The organism is Romboutsia sp. LXY-2, assembly GCF_056171995.1.
Genome location: NZ_JBKFGI010000014.1, coordinates 106,856 through 128,328, shown reverse-complemented (window position 1 = coordinate 128,328; position 21,473 = coordinate 106,856). Strand labels below are relative to the sequence as shown.

Annotated in this window: 18 protein-coding genes and 1 pseudogene; 14 read left to right on the top strand and 5 right to left on the bottom strand. The window is 26.8% G+C overall.

Annotated elements, in window-relative coordinates; all coding sequences use genetic code 11:
* Nucleotides 1–211: 211 nt before the first annotated feature.
* Nucleotides 212–2,617, top strand: coding sequence for a PAS domain-containing sensor histidine kinase (locus ACI48P_RS18735; RefSeq protein WP_475218557.1), 2,406 nt, complete (start codon nucleotides 212–214; stop codon nucleotides 2,615–2,617).
* 49 nt (nucleotides 2,618–2,666) lie between these two features.
* Here ACI48P_RS18735 and ACI48P_RS18730 read toward each other — a convergent pair whose 3' ends face one another.
* Nucleotides 2,667–3,227 carry a TetR/AcrR family transcriptional regulator gene (locus tag ACI48P_RS18730; protein WP_475218556.1) on the bottom strand — a complete coding sequence of 187 codons (561 nt, stop codon included), beginning with the start codon at nucleotides 3,225–3,227 and terminating at the stop codon, nucleotides 2,667–2,669.
* A 219-nt stretch (nucleotides 3,228–3,446) separates the two neighbouring features.
* Here ACI48P_RS18730 and ACI48P_RS18725 point away from each other — a divergent pair, with 219 nt between their 5' ends.
* Nucleotides 3,447–4,148 carry an ABC transporter ATP-binding protein gene (locus ACI48P_RS18725; RefSeq protein WP_475218554.1) on the top strand — a complete coding sequence of 234 codons (702 nt, stop codon included), beginning with the start codon at nucleotides 3,447–3,449 and terminating at the stop codon, nucleotides 4,146–4,148.
* 12 nt (nucleotides 4,149–4,160) lie between these two features.
* A complete protein-coding gene (locus ACI48P_RS18720) occupies nucleotides 4,161–7,568 on the top strand; it encodes an FtsX-like permease family protein (RefSeq protein WP_475218552.1) in 3,408 nt (1,135 codons plus the stop codon).
* A gap of 209 nt (nucleotides 7,569–7,777) precedes the next feature.
* Here the strand turns inward: ACI48P_RS18720 and ACI48P_RS18715 are convergent, their stop codons facing one another.
* From ACI48P_RS18715 to ACI48P_RS18705, 3 genes are all read right to left on the bottom strand, one after another.
* A complete protein-coding gene (locus ACI48P_RS18715; RefSeq protein WP_475218550.1) occupies nucleotides 7,778–8,059 on the bottom strand; it encodes a hypothetical protein in 282 nt (93 codons plus the stop codon).
* Between the two features lie 125 nt (nucleotides 8,060–8,184).
* Complete coding sequence (locus ACI48P_RS18710; RefSeq protein ID WP_475218612.1) at nucleotides 8,185–8,892, bottom strand: LytR/AlgR family response regulator transcription factor; 708 nt, start codon at nucleotides 8,890–8,892, stop codon at nucleotides 8,185–8,187.
* 36 nt (nucleotides 8,893–8,928) lie between these two features.
* Nucleotides 8,929–9,111, bottom strand: coding sequence for a hypothetical protein (locus tag ACI48P_RS18705; protein ID WP_475218549.1), 183 nt, complete (start codon nucleotides 9,109–9,111; stop codon nucleotides 8,929–8,931).
* Nucleotides 9,112–9,834: 723 nt separating this feature from the next.
* On the opposite strand from ACI48P_RS18705, the gene ACI48P_RS18700 reads away from it, so the two are divergent.
* The 7 genes and pseudogenes from ACI48P_RS18700 (at nucleotide 9,835) to ACI48P_RS18670 (ending at nucleotide 16,216) form a co-directional block, all read left to right on the top strand.
* Nucleotides 9,835–11,004 (top strand): MFS transporter, encoded by a 1,170-nt coding sequence (locus ACI48P_RS18700; RefSeq protein WP_475218548.1) that lies wholly within the window; start codon nucleotides 9,835–9,837, stop codon nucleotides 11,002–11,004.
* A gap of 300 nt (nucleotides 11,005–11,304) precedes the next feature.
* Nucleotides 11,305–11,906, top strand: a pseudogene (locus ACI48P_RS18695) (DUF4300 family protein).
* 37 nt (nucleotides 11,907–11,943) lie between these two features.
* A complete protein-coding gene (locus tag ACI48P_RS18690; protein WP_475218547.1) occupies nucleotides 11,944–12,873 on the top strand; it encodes a polysaccharide deacetylase family protein in 930 nt (309 codons plus the stop codon).
* Nucleotides 12,874–13,284: 411 nt separating this feature from the next.
* A complete protein-coding gene (hpf, locus tag ACI48P_RS18685) occupies nucleotides 13,285–13,818 on the top strand; it encodes a ribosome hibernation-promoting factor, HPF/YfiA family (RefSeq protein WP_475218545.1) in 534 nt (177 codons plus the stop codon).
* A 157-nt stretch (nucleotides 13,819–13,975) separates the two neighbouring features.
* Nucleotides 13,976–14,761 carry an EcsC family protein gene (locus ACI48P_RS18680; RefSeq protein WP_475218544.1) on the top strand — a complete coding sequence of 262 codons (786 nt, stop codon included), beginning with the start codon at nucleotides 13,976–13,978 and terminating at the stop codon, nucleotides 14,759–14,761.
* Between the two features lie 71 nt (nucleotides 14,762–14,832).
* Entirely contained in the window at nucleotides 14,833–15,423 is a 591-nt protein-coding gene (locus ACI48P_RS18675) for a helix-turn-helix domain-containing protein (protein ID WP_475218542.1), read from the top strand.
* A 190-nt stretch (nucleotides 15,424–15,613) separates the two neighbouring features.
* The gene (locus tag ACI48P_RS18670; protein WP_475218541.1) at nucleotides 15,614–16,216 is read left to right on the top strand and encodes a hypothetical protein; all 603 of its coding nucleotides are present in this window, start codon (nucleotides 15,614–15,616) and stop codon (nucleotides 16,214–16,216) included.
* Between the two features lie 119 nt (nucleotides 16,217–16,335).
* Here the strand turns inward: ACI48P_RS18670 and ACI48P_RS18665 are convergent, their stop codons facing one another.
* Entirely contained in the window at nucleotides 16,336–16,887 is a 552-nt protein-coding gene (locus tag ACI48P_RS18665; RefSeq protein ID WP_475218539.1) for a CD3072 family TudS-related putative desulfidase, read from the bottom strand.
* 180 nt (nucleotides 16,888–17,067) lie between these two features.
* On the opposite strand from ACI48P_RS18665, the gene ACI48P_RS18660 reads away from it, so the two are divergent.
* The 4 genes from ACI48P_RS18660 to ACI48P_RS18645 all read left to right on the top strand — a co-directional run bounded on the left by ACI48P_RS18660 (nucleotide 17,068) and on the right by ACI48P_RS18645 (nucleotide 21,229).
* Entirely contained in the window at nucleotides 17,068–17,643 is a 576-nt protein-coding gene (locus tag ACI48P_RS18660; protein ID WP_475218537.1) for a CD3073 family putative ECF transporter S component, read from the top strand.
* A 234-nt stretch (nucleotides 17,644–17,877) separates the two neighbouring features.
* Entirely contained in the window at nucleotides 17,878–19,299 is a 1,422-nt protein-coding gene (locus tag ACI48P_RS18655; protein WP_475218535.1) for an FAD-dependent oxidoreductase, read from the top strand.
* Between the two features lie 2 nt (nucleotides 19,300–19,301).
* The gene (locus ACI48P_RS18650) at nucleotides 19,302–20,195 is read left to right on the top strand and encodes an FAD-dependent oxidoreductase (RefSeq protein ID WP_475218533.1); all 894 of its coding nucleotides are present in this window, start codon (nucleotides 19,302–19,304) and stop codon (nucleotides 20,193–20,195) included.
* 317 nt (nucleotides 20,196–20,512) lie between these two features.
* Nucleotides 20,513–21,229: a DeoR/GlpR family DNA-binding transcription regulator gene (locus tag ACI48P_RS18645; protein WP_475218532.1), complete on the top strand. Its 717-nt coding sequence runs from the start codon at nucleotides 20,513–20,515 to the stop codon at nucleotides 21,227–21,229.
* The last annotated feature ends 244 nt before the right edge of the window (nucleotides 21,230–21,473 follow it).

The window sequence follows — 21,473 nt, the reverse complement described above, 5'->3', positions numbered from 1 at the left end:
GAAAAATACGTATCATATTAAAGTATGTTAAAAAAAGAACTGACAGTAAGTTAGTTCTTTTTTGTGCATTAAACATGTGAAAAAACTATAGAGTAGAAGTGATTTTTATAAGTCCTTTACTTAAAAGTACAAAACGTTTAATATAGTATAGAATAAGGATGATTAAAAATGTTTTTTCATATATATCAACTTGAAATATATAGGGGGACGAATGGAAGGTATATTAAATATAGTAGACAATTACATAATTATATTGGATTATAATGGAAGAGTACAATTTTGTAATAAAGAGCTTTTGAAAAAGCTTAGCTACTCTTTAGAAGAGCTAAAAAATATAAATATCCAAGAGATTACTTGGGATAGACATGACGATGAAATACTAAAAATTATAAAGCATAAACTTAACCAGAAAATTCAGTTAGATTTAAGGTCTAAAGAAGAAGAAACAATATCTATTTATGGTGAAATAACAATAGATGAATTTAAAGGGAGTAAATCATTAATTTTTGTAGGAAAAGATATTACTGAAAAAACATATAAAATAAATCAATTAGATCAAATGTTAGATAATATGCCTTTCGATTGCTGGATGAAAAATAATGAGGGGCAATATATATATGTAAATGAGTCATATGCAAAAAAACTTAATTCTAGTAAATATGGTGCATTGGGCAAGACTTCAGAAGCATTTTGGAATGAGGGACTATCAAGTAAATTTGAGGAAATGGACAATGAAGTAATTCAAAGTAAAAAGTATCAACTTACAGAAACATATTCAAATTATGATGGTTTAGAATTATGGACGGAAGTATATAAAGCACCAGTAATTAATAATGACGAAGTAGAGTATATAATTGGATATACAAAAGATATTACTCTCCAAAGAAAGCTAGAAAATGAAATGTATATTAATAACCATGAAATAAATAACTTGAACAAATTACTAGCTAAAGCAAAAAATAAAAATACAATGGAAGAGTTATTAACGAATGTTGGAGATAGTATACTTAACTACTTCGAATGTGACGGAGTATCAATAGTATTAGTTAATAGGCAGGATTTATCTATTGATTTATCTGTGGATTGTGGGGTTGAAAATCAATATCCATTTACAACAGGAATTCTAGAATCTGATAGATTTGAATTTGAAAAGTTAAGCAAAGCTAAATATATGAATTTGTTTAGAAATGTTAATGATGTTGATGATCTTAGATTAAGGTACTATATGATACAAAATAAAATAGAATATTTAGGTATGTATAATATTTTTATAAATGATGATGTTGTAGGACTATTATCACTTAAATTTTTAAAAGGCAATAACATAAAATTCAATAGGCTGGATTATATAAAGTCTATATGTGAAAATATTGCAGCAATGGTTAAAAATCAATTATTATCTCAAGAGTTACAAAATGAATTTGATATGCGAAAAAGAATAGAAAACGAGCTGGAACATTTTTTAGATATATCGGTAGATCTTCTTGCAAAATTGAATTTAAAGGGAGATATAAATCATTTTAATAGTAATTGGAGTAAAAATTTAGGATGGTCTGAAGACGAATTAAAAAGTATGAATATCATAGATTTAGTTCATAAAGACTATAAAGATGAATATAGAAATATTATCAAAGGTATCGAAGATAGTGAAGGTTACATAGTAAGTCAACTTATGTGTAAAGATAAAAGCTTTAAATGGGTGGAGTTAAACTATAAAATTTTAAGAAATGAAGAAAAGTTTATTATAACAGTGAGAGATATTACGGAAGTAAAAAAACAAGAAGAAAAAAGAAAGAGACTTGAAGAAGCTATTCAAATGGAAGGTTTAAAAAATGAGTTTTTTGCAAATATTTCTCATGAATTTAGAACTCCTTTAAACATTATCTTAGGAACAATGCAACTTATGCAAAGTCATGTAAATAAAGGTAAGATACAGTGGGATGACAGCTTAAACTTAGAATCTCATATAAATTATATAAAGCAAAATTCATACAGGTTACTTAGATTAGTTAATAATCTTATTGATATTACAAGTATTGATTCTGGATATTATAATGTACAATTAGGTAATTATAATATAGTCGATATAGTGGAAAATATTACTTTATCAGTAGCTCAATATGTTAAGGATAAAGGTATAGATTTAACGTTTGATACAAACTATGAAGAAAAAATAATAGCTTGTGATCCAGATAAGATAGAAAGGATAGTATTAAACTTATTATCAAATGCAATCAAAAACACTGATAATAATGGAAGTATAGATGTTAACGTTTATGTATGTGATGAAATAGTAAAAGTATCAGTAAAAGATAATGGACTTGGTATATCAGAAGATAAACTAGATGTTATATTTAATAGATTCAAGAAATTAGATAATTACTTAAACAGAAAATGTGAAGGAAGTGGAATAGGATTATCTTTAGTAAAATCATTAGTAGAACTTCAAGGTGGAAAGATATACGTAGATAGTAAATTAGGAGAAGGTTCAGACTTTACATTTGAGTTGCCGATTAGTTTAGTTAAGGAAGACTTAGATTTATCTTTAAATAAAGAAATATTAAAAAGTACTCAAATTGAAAAGTGTAACATTGAGTTTTCAGATATATACTCATGACAAAAATTAAAAAATAAATAAAAGGCTTATAGTTTTATAAGCCTTTTTATTATATAAAAAATATGCGTTTAGTAATATTGTCCACGATATGTGCTATCTCACTAGGGCTTTCAGCTAAGTCATTTTCAAGCCAAGCTTTAATAATGCCAATGCTACCAGTTATTGCAAATCTCGTCATATAATTAAAGGTTTTTTCATCTAAGTATTTAAGCTTTGAATCAAATCTAATAATATCATGGTTATCTATAATATATAAAACACGATTTAATATTCTGCTGTCACCCTGTTTAAATAATAGTATTTTACATAAATCTTTATTTTCCTTACCTAATTCAAAAATTTTAGTCAAAACATCAATTTTGTTATCTTCTAAATAATCTTCACTAAGATATTCAAGGATTTTATCAAATAATTCATCTTCAATACTTTGAAGTAAATCAAAAGGATCGTTGTAATAATTGTAAAAGGTACCTCTGTTAATATCTGCTTCTTTACATATATCTGTAACAGTAATATTATGTATTTCATTATCTTGAAGTAATTTTATTAAGCTATTTCTAATTACCATCTTGCTATATAAAGTTCTGCGGTTGCCTTTAACTCCAGCCAAAGTATTCACTCCTTTTATATTAATTAAAATAAAAATAATCAAATTTTTTTTATATATCATTAATTAAACAAAATAATAAAAAATGTATACTTAATAACATAGAGTATACATTTGGTTATTGTGTACATTTAATATTCTGATTTATACTAGGAGTATATCATTAATTATACAATGTGTCTATTTAATGACTCTTGTACAAAGCATAAATGGGAGGTACAAATGTCATATATAAAAGTGGTTGATATATACAAAAAATATAGAATGGGAGAAAGTACAATTATAGCCAATAATGCTATCAACTTCTCCATAGAACAAGGTGAATTTGTAATAATACTTGGTCCAAGTGGAGCAGGAAAATCAACGGTTTTAAATATACTTGGTGGAATGGACAGTTGCGATGAAGGAAAAATAATAATTGATGGAGTTGATATATCAACCTTTAATCAAAAACAACTTACTAAGTATAGAAGACATGATGTAGGATTTGTTTTTCAGTTTTATAATTTAGTACAAAACTTAACAGCAAAAGAAAACGTTGAACTAGCATCACAAATAGCTCCTGATGCTTTAGATATAGATGAAACTCTTAAACTTGTTGGTTTAGAAAATCGTATGGATAATTTTCCAGCTCAATTATCTGGAGGAGAACAACAAAGAGTTGCAATAGCAAGGGCAATAGCTAAAAATCCAAAGTTACTACTTTGTGATGAACCTACTGGAGCACTTGATTATAATACAGGAAAGCAAATATTAAAAACTCTGCAAGATACTTGTAAAAATACAGGAACAACAGTAGTAGTAATAACTCATAACTCTGCATTAGCTCCAATGGCAAATAGAGTAATTAGGATAAATGATGCAAAAGTAAGAAGCATTGAAATAAATCCTAATCCAACTTCAGTTGAGCATATAGAGTGGTAGAGGTGAGTAAAAGTGAAAAATAGCGCATATAAAAAATCTATAATAAGAGAAATTAGTTCTTCAAAAGCTAGATTTGTATCAATATTAATAATAATCCTTTTAGGGGTTGCATTCTATTCTGGAATAAAAGCTACTAGTCCTAATATGGAAAGTTCTATCGAGAATTTTTATGAAAAACAAAACCTTATGGATAGCAAAATTGTATCTAGCTTAGGTTTAAATGATAGAGATTTAGATTTATTAAAAAATAGTGATAAAGTTTTAGATTATTATGGTTCGCATACTATAGATGCAAATCTAACCAATGTAAATAGTGTAGTAAGATTTATGGAATACGATAGTGAAAAATCTAATCCTATAAATGATTTAGTAGTGGTAGAAGGTAGACTTCCTGAAAATAGTGGAGAGATAGCTTTAGATGAGCAAGCATTTAGAGAAAATAATAAGTTGAAAATAGGTGGCACATACACTATAAAGGGTGATGAAGATACTATAAAATCCTTTAAAACAACAAGCTTTAAGATTGTAGGTATGGTAAAAAGCCCTATGTATATTGAGAAACTAGGCAAGGGTACAACTACTGTTGGAAAAGGAACTATAGATTACTTTGCTGTAATAAACAAAGAAGATATTTCTATGGACGTGTACACTGAAATCTATGTAAGATTCAAAAATGTTGAAAACGTAGATGCATATAGTGATGAGTATAAAGAAAAAATGGAGAAAAATAATAAATATCTTGAAGATTTATACTCAAACCGAATTATAGATAGAATAACAGAAGTAAAATCAGAAGCAAAAGAAGAAATTGATAAAGGTTATGAAGAAATAGAAAATGGCGAGCAAGAGTTAATAAATGCACAAAATAAAATTAATGATGGTAAAACACAGTTACAAGAAGGTAAAGAACAATACGAAAAAGCGCTAAAAGATTATAATAAGTCGATTGAAGACGGAGAAGCACAAATTGTTATAAATGCTAATAAGCTTAATGATGGTTTGAAGGAACTTGAAAAACAAAGTGAAGTACTAGAAAATGCTAAAGAACAATTAGATAATGCTAAATTGGAATTAGATAAAGCTGAGCAGGGATTAATAAATCAAGGGGTAGACCCGAATCAAAGTATAGAAGAATTAAATAATACAATAAAAAATCTAAATTCTTTAGTAACATCTTATGATAATCTTTCAAATGACATAAAAAATACTGTTAATAGTATAGGAGAAGGAAACAATATTCCAAGTGATAAAATTCAAGCTTGGAAAAATAATATATTAAGATTAGGACTAAAAGATTTCGAAAGCTTAATAAAGAATTTAGAAGAAAATCCTAGCCAAACTAATATTGCAATTAGTATAGCTAATGGTGTTGATAATGTTAGTAAAAATGTTAAAGCTAACATATCTAACCTAGAAACTTTAGTAGCAGGACTTAGTAAATATCAATCAGGTAAGCTGGAGTATAACAAACAATTACAGACTATAAACAATGCACAATCTCAAATAAAAGATGCTAAAGATAAACTATTAGCCGGGAAAACTCAGTTATCAAAAGCTAAAGAAGAATTGGAAAAAGGTAAGATAGAAGGCAAAAAAGAATTAGAAAAAGCTAAAAAAGCTTTAGATGATTCAGAAATAGAACTTCTTAATGGGGAAAAGGAAGTCGAAGAAAATAAATTAAAACTAACAGATGCTAAGTTAGAGCTTAAAGATGCTGAGGAGCAACTTAATAAAATAGATAACAGCAAATATTATGTATTCGATAGAAACGATAACCCTGGATATTCAGAATTTAATGATGTTGTAAAACGTATATCTGCAATAGCAACAGTATTCCCTATGTTCTTCTTTATAGTAGCAATATTAATTTGCTTAACTACTATGGCAAGAATGGTAGAAGAAAATAGAATAGAAATAGGTACTTTAAAGGCGCTAGGATATAACAATATAGAAATAGCTAAAAAGTATATAGTTTACGCATCTTTAGCAAGTATTATAGGAAGCATATTAGGAGTACTTATAGGATATAACTTATTCCCTAGTGTAATATACAATGCTTACAGTACTCAATACACTTTACCAAGCTTAGAGGTAGTATATTATCCAGCATATATAATTCAAGGTATAGTAATATCAATAGTATGTACTGTTGGAGCTGCTATGGTAGTATTAAAGGTCGATTTAAATAGTCATCCATCTACACTGATGAGACCTAAGGCTCCTAAGGTAGGGAAGAAGATATTATTAGAAAGAATTACACCGTTATGGAAAAGGTTAAACTTTAATCAAAAAGTTACTTGTAGAAATTTATTTAGATACAGACAACGTATGATAATGACAGTATTTGGTATCGCTGCATGTGCAGCTATGATTGTTACTGGATTTGGACTTCAAGATTCAATAAATGATCTTACAGATAAGCAATTTAATAAATTATGGAGCTACCAAGCTATTGTAACTTTTGAAGATGAGTCTAGTGAAAAAGACAATGAAGAATATAATAAGTTATTAAATGAGCTACCAGAATATAATAGTAGTTTAAATATACATCAAGAAATAGTAAGCTTTAGCAAAGAAAGTATGAATAAGCAAAATGTAACTTTATTTGTACCTGAGGACAATAAATCATTAGCTAAATTTGTTTTATTAAATGATAGAGTTTCTAGTGAAAAATATGAGCTTACTGATGATGGTGTTATAATAAATGAAAAGCTAGCTAAATTATTAGGAGCATCAGTTGGGGATGAAATTACTATGACTGATGAAAATAATAACTCTTATACTGTTAAAATTGATAATATAATAGAAAGTTATTTAAGTCATTCACTATATATTTCACCAAAGTATTATGAAGAAGTAATCGGAGAAAAACCAAATTATAATTCTCAATTATTAAGATTAGATGCAGACACAGAAGATGAAAATGAAATTGCAGCTAAGCTCATGGAAAGTAATAAGGTAATAAATGTAACTCTATCATCATACTTAGCATCAACGTCACAAGATACTATGGAAACATTAAATATTGTTGTAGTTATATTGATTGTTTCTGCAGGAGGATTAGCTCTTGTAGTATTATATAACTTAAATAATATTAACGTATCTGAGCGTATTAGAGAATTATCTACTATTAAGGTATTAGGATTCTATGATAATGAAGTTACTATGTATATTTTAAGAGAAAACTCTATATTAACAGCATTAGGAATATTTGTAGGTATGTTTATGGGCAAAGTACTTCATATGTTTGTTTTAAATACAGCAGAGTCGGATAACATGATGATGTCACCGTATATTTATCCGAGAAGCTTTATTTACTCAATTATGCTAACATTGTTATTCTCGATTATAGTAATGGTAATGATGCACCGTAAATTGAAGAAAGTAAATATGATTGATGCATTAAAATCTAATGAATAAAATACAAAAGACTATTGGTATTTAGCCGATAGTCTTTTATTTATATAGATTAACATTTAAGATAATCTCAATATTTATTTCATTAGCAGATTTAAATTTAGAATTTAATAAGCTATCAAGTACAATATTGTTTGTATAAATTGTTTTTTCAAGATTATTTGTTTCAATATTTAATTCTTATATATAATTAATTAAATCTTTTTCAAGATTTAGATTCTAATAAACTTACCATAATGCTCATATGTTTTTTTATCGTGATTCAATGCTTTTAATTCATCGAATACATATAAGGCAATATCTTTATACTCCTCAATGTAACTAAGCTGCTCACCTTTTAAAGAATTTGAACATAACTTCTCTAAGTGGGCTGATAAAATGTATATTATTATTAAAATAATCGTAAATGCAATAAATAAAGGGGCGGAAATATATAATATTAAATAACCCAACTGTTCATCACACTCATTTGAAAAAAATGTTAATGGTGTCAATATATTTTCTCTAAATAAAACTTCACGAATAGAAATTTCTCTATAGATTGTGCAATTAAATAAGACAATTGAAATTAAAAGAAATATCCAAAGATGCTTTAGTTTTTGCGTTTATATACGTGGACCTAACTTGAGAAATATTCTATAAATTTTCTATTTACTTCTTTTATTTTTAGCCTACTTATAGGAATTTTATCATTATTATTTAATATAAGGTGATTGTTATCAATCATATGTACATGTTCTAAATTTACTAAGTAAGACCTATGAGGTTTGATAAAACCTTTGTCGGATAATAATCCTTCTAGATTAGTAAACTTGATCTTAGCTTCTATCATATTTTTCGTTGTATAGATATGAACATTAGGGTAATACATAACGCAATATATTATGGATGAATAATCTAACTTAAAGGTTTTCTTATAGGATTCAAGTAATATAAAATTATCTTTGTTTATAATCCTATTTTTAGAAACCATATCTAAGCAGTGAAAAAATTTATTTTTATCTAAGGGTTTTAAAAGATATTGCAAAGCACCAACGTTATATCCGTGTAGAGCATAACTAGCAGTGGCTGTAATAAAAATAATTGAAACTTCTTTATCTTTTTCTCTTACAATATTAGAAACATCTATTCCAGAAATTTTGTTCATTGTAATATCTAAAAAAATAACATCGTAGTTTTTATTGTTCTCCCATTCAAATAAAAAACTTTCACCACTAGAAAAGGATTGTATATTAGTATTTACATTGTTTTCTTGAGACCATTCTTGAACATAACTACTTATCTGGTTAATTTGATATTTTTCATTTTCACATATTGCAATATTCATAGTCAATCACATTTAACTCCTTTTTATAACTAAAATTTAAGTTTTAGTTAAATTATTTACCCGATTATATCTTAGTATAAAAGTTTGTTCTTGTAAAATAATCTCATCTACCACAGAGCTTAGCATAATAACCTCATCAATATTTCCATAAGAAGAGTATAAATTTTCCAGAACGGACTTTAAAGTTGAAGCATTTTCTTCGGTTAGTTTGAATATCATATTTGTTCCCCCCTTTTATATTATTATAGTAATTTATAGGTTAATTGGTATAAATTTGATGTGAAATGTAAAATAATTGGGTGAGTGAAAGAAATAACTGCTAGGAAAAATTAATATCAAATCATATTATAATAAATTTCGAAAAAATAATTATTACTCAATAAAATTAATTTAAAAATATTATATATTTTATTATAAAAGTAATTTAAGGTATAATAAATTATTATGATTAGACATGAAAAATATTCAAAAAACTACAAAACGGATATAAATAAAAAATTTTATATAAAAATTTAATTATAATATAGCGAAAGCTGTAGAAATATCTTATATTATAATTAGACAACAAGTTATATCATATAAATAATAACAACAAGTTTGATCATATATATGGCAACTAAGGCAGAATGACATAACTAAGCCAGAAAGAAGACCATTGATGTATCTTCTTTCTGGATAACAATCTAATTAATCCCCCCAAAAAATTAATTAGGTTGTTAGTATAAATCTCGAAGACATTAAAGACTTTCAAAAAGTAAAAGCATCATAAATTTTTATTAAGTATTAACCCCTTTTGAAGACTGTATCGGAAACAGTCTTTTTTTTTTTGAATTTTTAAGAATATATAAGTGAAAGGCAATCTAATCTAAATAATACTAATGTTAATATGATAATGCATTATCTTAATGTATAATGTAAGTTGGGTTTAAAAAGGAGGGACATATGAACAAAACATATACAATTCTTATAATTAATTTTATAACCATGTCAACTTTTAACTTGGCACATCCTGTAACACCAAGATTGATAAATGAATTATCGTTACCATCGTTTATGTTTGGCGTATTATTTTCATTCATGGCTATAGCAAACTACATAATGTCACCTATATGGGGAAGTTTATCAGATTATAAAGGAAGAAAAAAATTCCTTATTATTGGGGTACTAGGTTATGGTATTAGCCAGTTAGGATTTGGAATAAGCCAAAATACGACATCAATACTATTTTTTAGACTTTTAGCAGGAGGATTAGCTGTAAGTTTTATAACATCGTCTATAGCATATCTAACCGATTTAACTGATGATAAAAATAGAGTAAAGTTTATATCTTTCCATACAGCAACTATGGCACTAGGAAGCTCAGTTGGATCTTTCATTGGTGGAATAATAGGTCAAAATAATTATAAATATTCATTCATAGCTCAATTTGTGCTGTGCTTATTAATTGCGGTTATTATTAAGCTAGTTATAAGAGATAATAAATTTTGTAAGGAAGGCAAGATTAAAATATCATTTGGTCACTTAAAACTACAAAATAATCTCTTATCTTTTAAGTCAACTTTATCAAGTATGATGATGGTAATAACACTTTTAACTATTACTACGACAATGTATAACTCCACAATCAGCTATTATGTAGAATCTGTATTAAAGTTACCAACAAGTGTAAATGGGCTTATAATGTCTATAGCTGGAGTTGTAGCTTTATGTATGAATGTATTTATAAATCCATACATAGCAAAAAAGTTTGATTTAAACAAAACAATAATGACAATGTTCTTTATAACAGGAATATCTATGGTTTTAGCAAGTATGGCTAGTAACCTTGTTACAAGTGCTATATTCTTATTATTATTTATAATAGGAAGTTCTTTAGCTATACCTATGTATCAAAGTATTATTGTAAAAATGTCGGATAATAATTATGGTGAAATAATGGGGATGCAAAATTCTGCGAAAGCCTTAGGCATGATAATAGGTTCTCTAGGTGCAGGCTTTATATTCACAATAGGTGAAAAATTACCATTCTTAGTTGGTGGTATAAGCTCTCTTATAGGGTTGATAATACTTATAAAAATGTTTATAAAAAAAAATGAGTGTTGTAGAGCATAAATAATAATGAATATTATTAATAATTTTAATAGTTTAAAAACGCATTGTGATGTTATTCAATGCGTTTTTTTGTGTATAAATACATAGAAAAAACTTTAAATATATCAGATTAGATTAAATTTTATTTTATGAAAAATTTCATAAAAAAAATTAAAAAATTTAAAACTTTTTAGTAAGAAAATGTGTCTTTATATATGTAGGGTTTAAACTGATGTAAGATTTATATTTAAATTTATAAACACCAGATTATTGAGGTTTTATTTATATATTAATACAAGGACTAAATAAGGGGGAAGGTATATGATTGCGAAACTTGGGCAAATGGCAAGAGCATTACTGCTGATGTTAACCGGATTCTCAGATAGTACTTCTTCTAACAGCCTATGTAATGATGTAAATAAGCAAACAAACTCTAAAGATGGATTCACTACTATAAATACACAACAAGTAGCATATGATGAAGCTAAATTATCTGAAACATGGGATTATAATAAGTTGATGTATACGGATTTTAACTGTAGACTAACCGCGTCTACCCTGTACAAAAACTTTATAAAGTATGATGAAAAAAATATATATGATGATTTTAATTTAATGTTTGATTTAGATGCAATTGAAAAGAATCCAGTGAGCGAATTCGCTGAGGAAGAGGTGTCAAAATTTAAAGCTCTGTATGCATCTATTCCAGTAGAAAATACTAAAGATGTAGATAAACTAGAAGAGAGAATAGTTAAGGAGTGGGGAAAAAAGAAAAATATGCTCCAGCTTTACCATATCAAGTATCTAAATTTAATAATATATCAGAGTTAAAAGATTACTTGATGAATAGATTAGATGTTAACACATCAGAAAATGGTGCATCTAAACCTATTATTATGGAAAATTATAAACTTATAAATTAGTAAGACAGTACAGTAAGACAATAGGAGAGATATGAGTATGGCAAACATAAATTTTAATAACAAGAAAAAGAAAAAAAGAGTTAATATCAAAAAAGTAATGATAATAGTAGTGGTATGTTTAGTATTAGTTGGTGTAGTGGGGAAAACATGGGCTTTTGTAGATGAACAAATCCAAGTTAAAGCGGAAGAAAAAAGATTAGAAGAAGAAAGAAAAAAAGCAGAAGAGGAAAGAAAAAAGGCTGAAGAAGAAAAGAAAAAATATATGGTTGGAGTGAGCCATGAAGCTAAAAAATATACATATGATGCTAAGAAAATAGGTGAAAAACTTAGTAAGTATGATTATTCTAATAACGGTGAAAAAATTGTATTTTTAACCTTTGATGATGGGACATCAGTTACAGTAACACCAAAAGTATTAAGAATTTTAAAAGAAGAAGATGTGAAAGCTACATTTTTCTTAACAGGGCAAAACATTGAAAGAGGCGGAGATAAAGCAAAAGAGCTAATTAAACAAGAATTTTCAGAAGGTCATGCTATAGCAAATCATTCATATAGCCATGATTATAAGACTTTATATCCAAATAGAACTTTAAATTTAGAAGCATTTAAGGCTGATTTTGCGAAGACTGATGAAATATTAAAGAATGTTTTAGGAAAGTATTTCTCAACAAGAGTAATAAGGTGTCCAGGTGGTCATATGTCATGGAAGGGAATGGAACCTTTAGATGCATATTTAGAAGAAAATAATATGGTTTCTATAGATTGGAATGCATTAAATGCTGATGCCGAAGGAAAAAGAAAAAGTGCGCCAGAGTTAGTAGAACATGCTATTAGAACTTCTGAAGGAAAAGAAATCGTAGTTCTTTTAATGCATGATACTTATGGTAAAGAAGAAACAGCTAAGGCTTTACCACAAATAATAAAATATTTTAAAGATAATGGGTATGATTTTAAGACACTTTCATAAGTAAAAGTACAATAGATTTGGTTAAAAAAAGGCACATTGATAATTTTATCAATGTGCCTTTTAAAAAATAATTGCTATTTAAAATAAATTAAATTAAGTATAAATTGAAAAATACCCCTTAACTACTATATTATCAGAAAAATTTGGAAAATAAAAGACTGACAATTTAACAATATATGTTGTACAATGTAATCATAAAAGGAACAAGATATTTAATACAACTGAATAATACACTAAAAGCTAGTAATTGCAACTAGTTAGAAAATCTAACCCAAGGTGTTATATTATAAAACACAAATATTAAAAGCGTTAGAAAACCTAAGGAAAAATTAAAACAAGTATATTACAATCTATAGTATTTATAGTTGCTAATATAGATAAAAAAGTGTTTCTTATTGGGAGGGTGTTATTATGAATATATCAATAGTTTCAAAAAACGTAGAGATAACAGATACAATCAGAAATAAAGTAGAAAATACGCTTAACAAGTTAGAAAAATATATAAAAAATGATATAAATATTAACGTTAAGTTAGATGTTAAAAAGAAACGCCAAAAAGTAGAAGTTACTCTATTCTTCAAAGATGGATATATAATTAGAGCTGAGGAAGTAAAATCAGATTTATATTCTGCTATAGATTTAATATACGATAAATTATATGGTCAAATAAGAAAGTACAAAACTCAGGCGATGAAAAAGAATAGAAAAAATGAAAGCATAAAATTCGAAAATGTAGATGAATACATAAATGATTTTAATGAAGATGATGATGTAATAAAGAGAAGAAAAAAATTAAACTTAGACAAGCCTATGACTCAAGATGAGGCAGTAATTCAAATGAATCTATTAGATCACAACTTCTTTGTATTTAGAGATATTGATACAGATAGTATAAGTATAATATATAAAAGACATGATGGTTTTGGTCTTATAGAACAAATGTAGACTAAAATTTATAATATAAAAAGAGCTAACTTATAATAGTTAGCTCTTTTTAGTATTGTGAGAAAATTGTTATTTGTATATTAATAGTAAAATTGTAGTTTTATTTTAATAATGTTAATATTATTGAAGAGAAAGAATATTTAAGATAGGTGATGAGATGGAAGATTATACTTTTGAAAAAGTAAAAGAGTTAGAAAAATGGAAAACTAAAATGAGAAAAAAGCCTTCTATAATAAATAAGGCATCAAAGGGGACTCAAAATAAAATAAATTCTATGCTACCAGAGGGCTATCACAATATATTAACATCAGCTATAAAAAATATGACCAAGGTAGTTTTATCTGGTTCAAAATACACTACAAAAACCCCTATAATAGGAATTTCTTTAGAAGAGAGAGATAAGCTAGCATATGAAAAAATAAAATTATACAAAAAAACAGCAGTTATAGAAGGGATAGGTACTGGAGCAGGTGGAATATTAGTAGGACTTGCTGACTTTCCTTTACTACTTAGTATAAAAATAAAACTTCTATATGAATTAGCGAGTATTTATGGATTTGATACGAAGAACTATAAAGAAAGACTATATATATTAGATATATTCCAGCTTGCTTTTTCAAGCCAAGATCATGTTAATGATATATTTATGAATATGGAAAACTGGAATCAATATGAGCATACATTATCTGATGATATTAATGAATTTGAGTGGAGAAAGTTCCAACAAGAATACAGAGACTATATTGATTTAGCAAAACTTTTACAATTAGTACCTGGTATTGGGGCGGTTGTAGGTGGATTTGTAAATAATAAATTAGTAGATAAGTTAGGTGAGTATGCTGTGTACTCTTATCATATGAGGATTTTAGATACTAGTGGCTATAAAGAAGAAAAACAAAGTTGGTTATATAAGAAATATAAAAATATTATAAAACGTAAATAATAAAACTCTACGATTCGTTTATTGAATGAAGTTCCTGTTTAGTATAAATTAATATATAAGAGGTGATACCAATGGATGCTGATAAGATTGGTAAGTTAATATATCAATTGAGAAAAGAAAAAAATATGACACAAAAACAAGTTGCTGATGCAATGAATATAAGTGACAAAACAATAAGCAAATGGGAACGAGGTCAAGGATGCCCTGATATATCTTTACTGAGAGAGCTAGCAAATATACTAGAGGTAAGTGTAGACTCAATATTATCAGGTGAGATAAATACAAACGATTCAGTAGGAGGAAATATGAATAAATTAAAATTTTACGTGTGCCCACAATGTAATAATCTAATGACAGCAACAGGGGAGGCAACAATATCTTGTTGTGGTAAGAAGATAGATCCATTAGAAGCTAAAAAAGCAGATGAGGATCATGTTTTAGATATAGAACCTGTAGAGGATGAGCTATATGTAACAGCTAAGCATGAGATGGAAAAAGATCATTATATTTCATTTGTAGCTTATGTTAAGGGAGATAGAGCTCTTATAGTAAAACAATATCCAGAATGGAATTTACAGTTTAGGTTTAGAAAACAAGGTACTGGTAAACTATTCTATTACTGTACAAAGGATGGATTATATTATCAATTAATCAAAAGATAATAAATATTAAAATATTAAAAAGGCCTCTATTAGTTTTTATTACATAGGGGCTTTTTACATATTTAATTCAGATAATCGATAAAAAAGTAATAGAATTTGTAATATATCTTTCTTAAAGAAGCAATTTTTTAAAACCTTTTTCATACAATCAAAGTCTAACAAGTAGAAAGAAAACTTTGGAGGATTAAATATGAAAATCAAGTTAGCATTATTACTATTAGGCGTAACATTAATAGGTGGATGTACAGTAAAAGAAGAAAAAAAACAAGTGCCAGAGAAAGAAGTAAAAGAAGAAATAACATTTAACGAAAATCAATCTCCGTATGATTTATATGGAGAAATAATAAAGACAAATGAAGAAATATACGCATTGTATGAATCTGTAGACAAAACTAGCTTAAAGTACACACATGATGATAATTTAAAATCATACTATTATGAGTATGATGGAGGAATTGCTCTAATGAATAGCATGCAAAACATAGAAAGTATAAATGATAAAAAGTTTAAGGAAATATTACAATCATTTTCCTTTGCATCAGAGATAAATCCAATATATGTATCTTATGATTACGCAATAGAATTAGTAAAAAAGGTACTTCCAGATGATATAAAGTTAGAAAGTAAAAATGATTACTTAGAAATAAATGATATAGGTTCAAGTGTGCTACATTTTAGTTCAAGTAAGGGTAATTTTGCAGTTAATTTTACATACGGATTTGGTGAAGATGGAGTAAATTACGATGCAAACAATATAGCAGGCATTACGTATTTAAAAGAGATAGATTTGTGAAGCAGTAATATATAAAGCGTATTAGTAAATATCTAATACGCTCTTTTAGCGATGGACGAAGTCGCTCAAGTAAGTAAATTTTTTGTTATACTTATACTTATTAAATATATAATATTTTATTAAAAAATATCATTAGATATTTTCTCTAAAGAATTTTCTAAATCTGATTCATCTAGACCTAATATATTAATATCTAGATTATTTTCTTCTAATAATTTAATAAATTCATCCATAAATACACCTCTGTCATTTATCATTTTAATATCATCTAATTTTTCAGAAAGATTTTTACAGCCACTTAATTCTCCAAACCAATTTTGTGATGAGCAAGTTTTTGCATATCCACAGCTAGGACTACCTTCTATTGCTATAATGCCTTTAATATCGTATCCACTTTTTAAATACATATCTATTTGGATTACATAGTCTTTTAGTATTTCTCTGCATTTATTTCTATACATCATATTATCGAACTGTTCTTTAACATGTCCCCATCTTTTTATTCCATATAAAATCATCTCAGGGCATGGCAATTGTATTATCCCGAAGCCTTCATCTATTAATTTTTTATTAAATTCTAAAGCACCATTATATTCAGATAAACCTTCTACTTTAGAATTACAGTTTAATATACAATGACAGACTATAATTATTTTCTTACTCCTTAGCATAAACTTCCTCCCTAAATAACTTAATATATACTATATTAAGTTATTTATAGCATTTATAAAATACAATATAGAAAATATCTATTTAGGCAGGATGAAACATAGTATTTATCAATTATACATCTATAGACAATTTATATATAATTGTAAGGGGTTTATTTAATTATATATTGGAGGATACATATGAAAACTAGATTATTAACTTTTAGCGCATTATGCATTGTTTTAAACGTTGTTGTAGGGATGACGGTGGATATGATTCAAATTCCACTATTATTTTTAGATACAATAGGTACTATAATCGGGGCAATAACATTAGGTCCACTTTATGGAGCAGCTATAGGAGGATGTACAAATCTTGTACTTGGAATTATAGCAGGACCTACAAATATTCCTTTTGCTCTTGTAAATATAACTTTAGGTATTTTTGTAGGAGTTATTGCAAATAAAGGTAAGTTTGATTATAAAAAAGCTATATTTGTTGGACTAGCATTAGCAGTTATTTGTCCTTTAGTTGGAACACCAATATCCGTATTAGTTTTTGGTGGTTTAAGTGGTAGTGGAGCAGATATATTAGTTGGTTTCTTAATGCAAACAGGACAAAAATTATTTACGGCAGCTTTTATTCCTAGAATACTAAGTAATATAGTTGATAAGCCACTATCTTGTATAATAGCAGTATTTTTAATTAGCAGAATGCCAAAATTATTTATAAATGATTTAAAAAGTATTAAAAATAAATCTACTAAGGTTGCATAAATATTTGAATAATATAAAGCGTATTGAATTATCATTTTCAGTACGCTTTTTTTATATAATAAATAAAGATGATATTAGAAAAATTGATGATTATCATATTTAACATCAATTTTACTTATAATTATTGAAGATATATAATAGTTACATTAAATAAACAAGGAAAGATAATAGTAAATTTAAAGAAACCTTATGAAAAATTGTATTTAAAGTAAAATACAAAAAGGAGTGTTGTTTATGAAGGATATAGTTATAATAGGAGCCGGTGTTGTAGGGTGTTCTATAGCGAGAGAGCTATCAAAATATAAATTAGATATAACAGTTTTAGATAAGAACGAAGATGTAGCAGAAGGTATTTCTAAAGCAAACAGTGGGATAATACACGGAGGCTACAATGAAAAAGAAAACACATTAAAAGCAAAATTAAATATTAAGGGAAATGAGATGATTGAACAATTATCTAAAGACCTAGATTTTAAGTTCAAAAAAAATGGAGCTTTAGTACTAGCTTTTAATAAAGAAGAATTGGAAAGAATAAATTTCCTAAAGGAAAATGGAGATAAACTTGGAGTATCAGGTCTTGAAATAATAGAAAAAGACGAAATCTTAAAATTAGAACCAAGTATAAATAATAATGTAGTAAAAGCATTACATGTAAAAAATTCTGGAATCGTAAGCCCTTATGAAATGACTATTGCATTAGGAGAAAATGCAGCAGAAAATGGAGTGGATTTTAGATTAGGAACTGAGGTTATAGATGTTAAAAGAGAATCTGAAGTTTATAATATATATCTAAAAGACGGTGAAATAGTTAAAGCTAAAATGATAATCAATGTAGCCGGGTTAAGTGGAGGGTTTATAAATAACTTAGTTAGTAATAAAAAATACACTATAAATCCAGTAAAAGGAGAATACTGCTTATTTGATAAAATAGCTGGTGCTATGTGTAACAAAACCATATTCCAAGTGCCTTCAAAGCTAAGTAAAGGAGTTTTAGTAACGCCAACAGTAGATGGGAATTTATTATTAGGACCAAATGCTAAAGCTAATGAAAGTATAAGCACTTCTAGAGAAGGTATAGATGAAATAATGGAAAAAAGCAAAAAAACTATTGAAGAGCTACCTTTTAATAGAGTATTAAATACTTTTAGTGGACTAAGACCAAAGATTGAGGGCGATGATTTTATTATTGAAGAAGCTGAAGATAGCAAAAACTTTATAAATGTAATCGGAATAGATTCTCCAGGATTAACTGCAGCACCGGCTATAGGTTGTTATGTAGCAGATTTACTAAAGGAAAAAATGAATTTAATTCCTAAAGAAAACTTTAAATCTACAAGAAAAGGTATAATAAGGTTTAATGAATTGAGTCTAGAAGAAAAAAACGCATTAATATCTAAAAATCCTTCTTATGGAAAAATGGTATGTAAGTGTGAGCTAGTAACAGAAGGTGAAATTATAGAATCTATGAATAGACCTTTAGGAGCTAGGACTATAGATGGTGTAAAAAGAAGAACTCGTGCTATGATGGGTGGATGTCAAGGTATAGGGTGTATGCTAACTATAGCAAACATACTAAGTAAAGAACTTGGAATGGACATGAGTGAAATAAATAAAAGTCAAAAGCATTCACAAGCAATAGGATTTAAGGAGGAGTAATTATGATAGAATATGATTTAATTATTGTTGGTGCTGGAGCATCAGGAATCTTATGTGCAATAGAAGCTAGTAAGAGAGGAATAGAAAAAATTTTATTAATAGAAAAAGATCCTATAATAGGTGGAGCCTTAAATTCAGGAGATTATAATATAAGTAAAAATAAAGTTATGACAGGCAAAGAATATAAAGAAGAATTATTAAAAAAACTAGATAAATTTAATAATATTAATACTAAATTGGGAACTATGGTTTTGAAAATAGAAGAAAATAATGAAGTTCTTTGCACAAGTGAGAAAGATGGAATAGAAAAGATAAAAGGTAAAAATATAATCTTATGTAATGGAGCTAAAGAAGGAAGTAGAAAAGCTATATATATGGTTGGAGATAGATGCTCTGGAATATATACATTAGGTATGGCTAAGAAGATTTTCAATATGAATAATATGGTTCCAGGAAAAAATATACTTATTTATGGTAATGAGACTTTATATATGTTAGAAAAAGATTTAAAAGAACATAATGTGAATATTGTAGGTATTGTCAACCAGAGCAATAATAAAGGAAACTTTGGACTTACAGATAAAATATATGATGGTTATGATATAACATCCATAGAAGGTGAAGGCAGAGTAAATCATGTGATTTTATCTAAAGGAAATGAAAATATAGAGGTAAGTTGTGATACAGTTATATTTGCTAGACCGATGCTTAGTGATGGTTTAGTTGCAATGAGAAGTGGAATAGACTTAAATCCAAGTACAACTGGACCATTAGTTAATAGTAATTTTATGACATCTAGAAAAAATATATATGCTTGTGGAAATGGAATTTATATACACAATAGCATAGAAGAAATAGAAGAAGAATGCGAAAAAGTAATAATAAATATAATATAAAACAATAAAAAATAAGCCTATAAATCAAGTAAAATATAAATATTTGATTTATGGGCGTTTTTTAATTAAAAAATTACATAAACTTATATATAAAAAGCGAGAACTATTTAAGTTCTCGCATATATAAAATATCACGCTAAGCATAACCTTATCACGCTATTTTATATTCACTTATAACTATATTATATAAGAATACAATAATATAATCAATATAAAATGATATAAAACAATAATAATAAATAAACAATAATAAAGAATAGTTTTTAAATTGTAAACTATGATATAATAAAATTATTGTAGAAGTTGAGGTGAAAAAAATGTTTTTAGAAGAACGATATGAAAAAATATTAGAAAAGGTTCAACAAGAAGGAAGAGTTAAAGTAAAAGACTTAGCAAAAGAATTTAAAGTAACAGAAGACTGTATAAGAAAAGATTTGCGTGAACTTGAAAATAGAGATAAATTAAAAAGAGTTTATGGTGGAGCAATCATACAAAGACCTCATCTAGATGTTAAGCCTATTGACGAAAGAAAAAATATAAATATTGATAAGAAGAGAAAAATAGCTAAAAATACAGTAGATATAATAAATAGTGGAGAAATAATATTTTTAGATACTTCAACTAACAACCTTGAAATAGCAAAAGAATTATGTAAGTCTAATAAAAAGGTAATAGTAGTAACAAATATGGTAGAAATAATTTTTGAACTTAGAAATAACCCAGATATAAAGGTTATATGTGTAGGTGGAGAGTTTAATAATAAAGTAGGTGCTATAATTGGAGCTGCAGCAGATAGATATATAATGAATTTTACTTTTGATAAAGCTTTTATAGGTGTTTGTGGAATAAATAAAGATACTGGATTTATAAGTACTATTGATTTAGAAGATGGAGCAACTAAGAAGACAATAATAGAATGTTCAAATGAAAGTTATTTAGTTATGGAAAAAGAAAAGTTTAACTATGATGAGTTTTATAAATTTGCATCTTTAGATGATATCAAGGGAATAGTAACTGAAGATGGACTTATATAAAGCCTAAAATTATATTTAATAAATATATATATACACAACAAAGCATTGAAAAAAGATGGGTTGCCTGATTATTAGGTGAGCCATTTTTTTATTTACAAATATATTTTACAAGGAAGAGTTTAAAGTGATAAGAAAAAGTGTATATACAATATGTAGTATAAAAGGTTATTATATAACCTACATATTGTATATTTATTTACATTATAACAACTACAACATTATAAACATCATATTTTAAAGGGGC

Excerpts from the sequence above, each read along its gene's own strand:
- ACI48P_RS18660 (WP_475218537.1), top strand. The coding sequence starts at position 17,068 with ATGAAAACTAGATTATTAACTTTTAGCGCATTATGCATTGTTTTAAAC.
- ACI48P_RS18665 (WP_475218539.1), bottom strand. The coding sequence starts at position 16,887 with ATGCTAAGGAGTAAGAAAATAATTATAGTCTGTCATTGTATATTAAAC.
- ACI48P_RS18680 (WP_475218544.1), top strand. The coding sequence starts at position 13,976 with ATGGAAGATTATACTTTTGAAAAAGTAAAAGAGTTAGAAAAATGGAAA.
- ACI48P_RS18645 (WP_475218532.1), top strand. The coding sequence starts at position 20,513 with ATGTTTTTAGAAGAACGATATGAAAAAATATTAGAAAAGGTTCAACAA.
- ACI48P_RS18700 (WP_475218548.1), top strand. The coding sequence starts at position 9,835 with ATGAACAAAACATATACAATTCTTATAATTAATTTTATAACCATGTCA.
- ACI48P_RS18710 (WP_475218612.1), bottom strand. The coding sequence starts at position 8,892 with ATGAATATTGCAATATGTGAAAATGAAAAATATCAAATTAACCAGATA.
- ACI48P_RS18650 (WP_475218533.1), top strand. The coding sequence starts at position 19,302 with ATGATAGAATATGATTTAATTATTGTTGGTGCTGGAGCATCAGGAATC.
- ACI48P_RS18690 (WP_475218547.1), top strand. The coding sequence starts at position 11,944 with ATGGCAAACATAAATTTTAATAACAAGAAAAAGAAAAAAAGAGTTAAT.
- ACI48P_RS18725 (WP_475218554.1), top strand. The coding sequence starts at position 3,447 with ATGTCATATATAAAAGTGGTTGATATATACAAAAAATATAGAATGGGA.
- ACI48P_RS18670 (WP_475218541.1), top strand. The coding sequence starts at position 15,614 with ATGAAAATCAAGTTAGCATTATTACTATTAGGCGTAACATTAATAGGT.
- hpf (WP_475218545.1), top strand. The coding sequence starts at position 13,285 with ATGAATATATCAATAGTTTCAAAAAACGTAGAGATAACAGATACAATC.
- ACI48P_RS18705 (WP_475218549.1), bottom strand. The coding sequence starts at position 9,111 with ATGATATTCAAACTAACCGAAGAAAATGCTTCAACTTTAAAGTCCGTT.
- ACI48P_RS18675 (WP_475218542.1), top strand. The coding sequence starts at position 14,833 with ATGGATGCTGATAAGATTGGTAAGTTAATATATCAATTGAGAAAAGAA.
- ACI48P_RS18735 (WP_475218557.1), top strand. The coding sequence starts at position 212 with ATGGAAGGTATATTAAATATAGTAGACAATTACATAATTATATTGGAT.
- ACI48P_RS18655 (WP_475218535.1), top strand. The coding sequence starts at position 17,878 with ATGAAGGATATAGTTATAATAGGAGCCGGTGTTGTAGGGTGTTCTATA.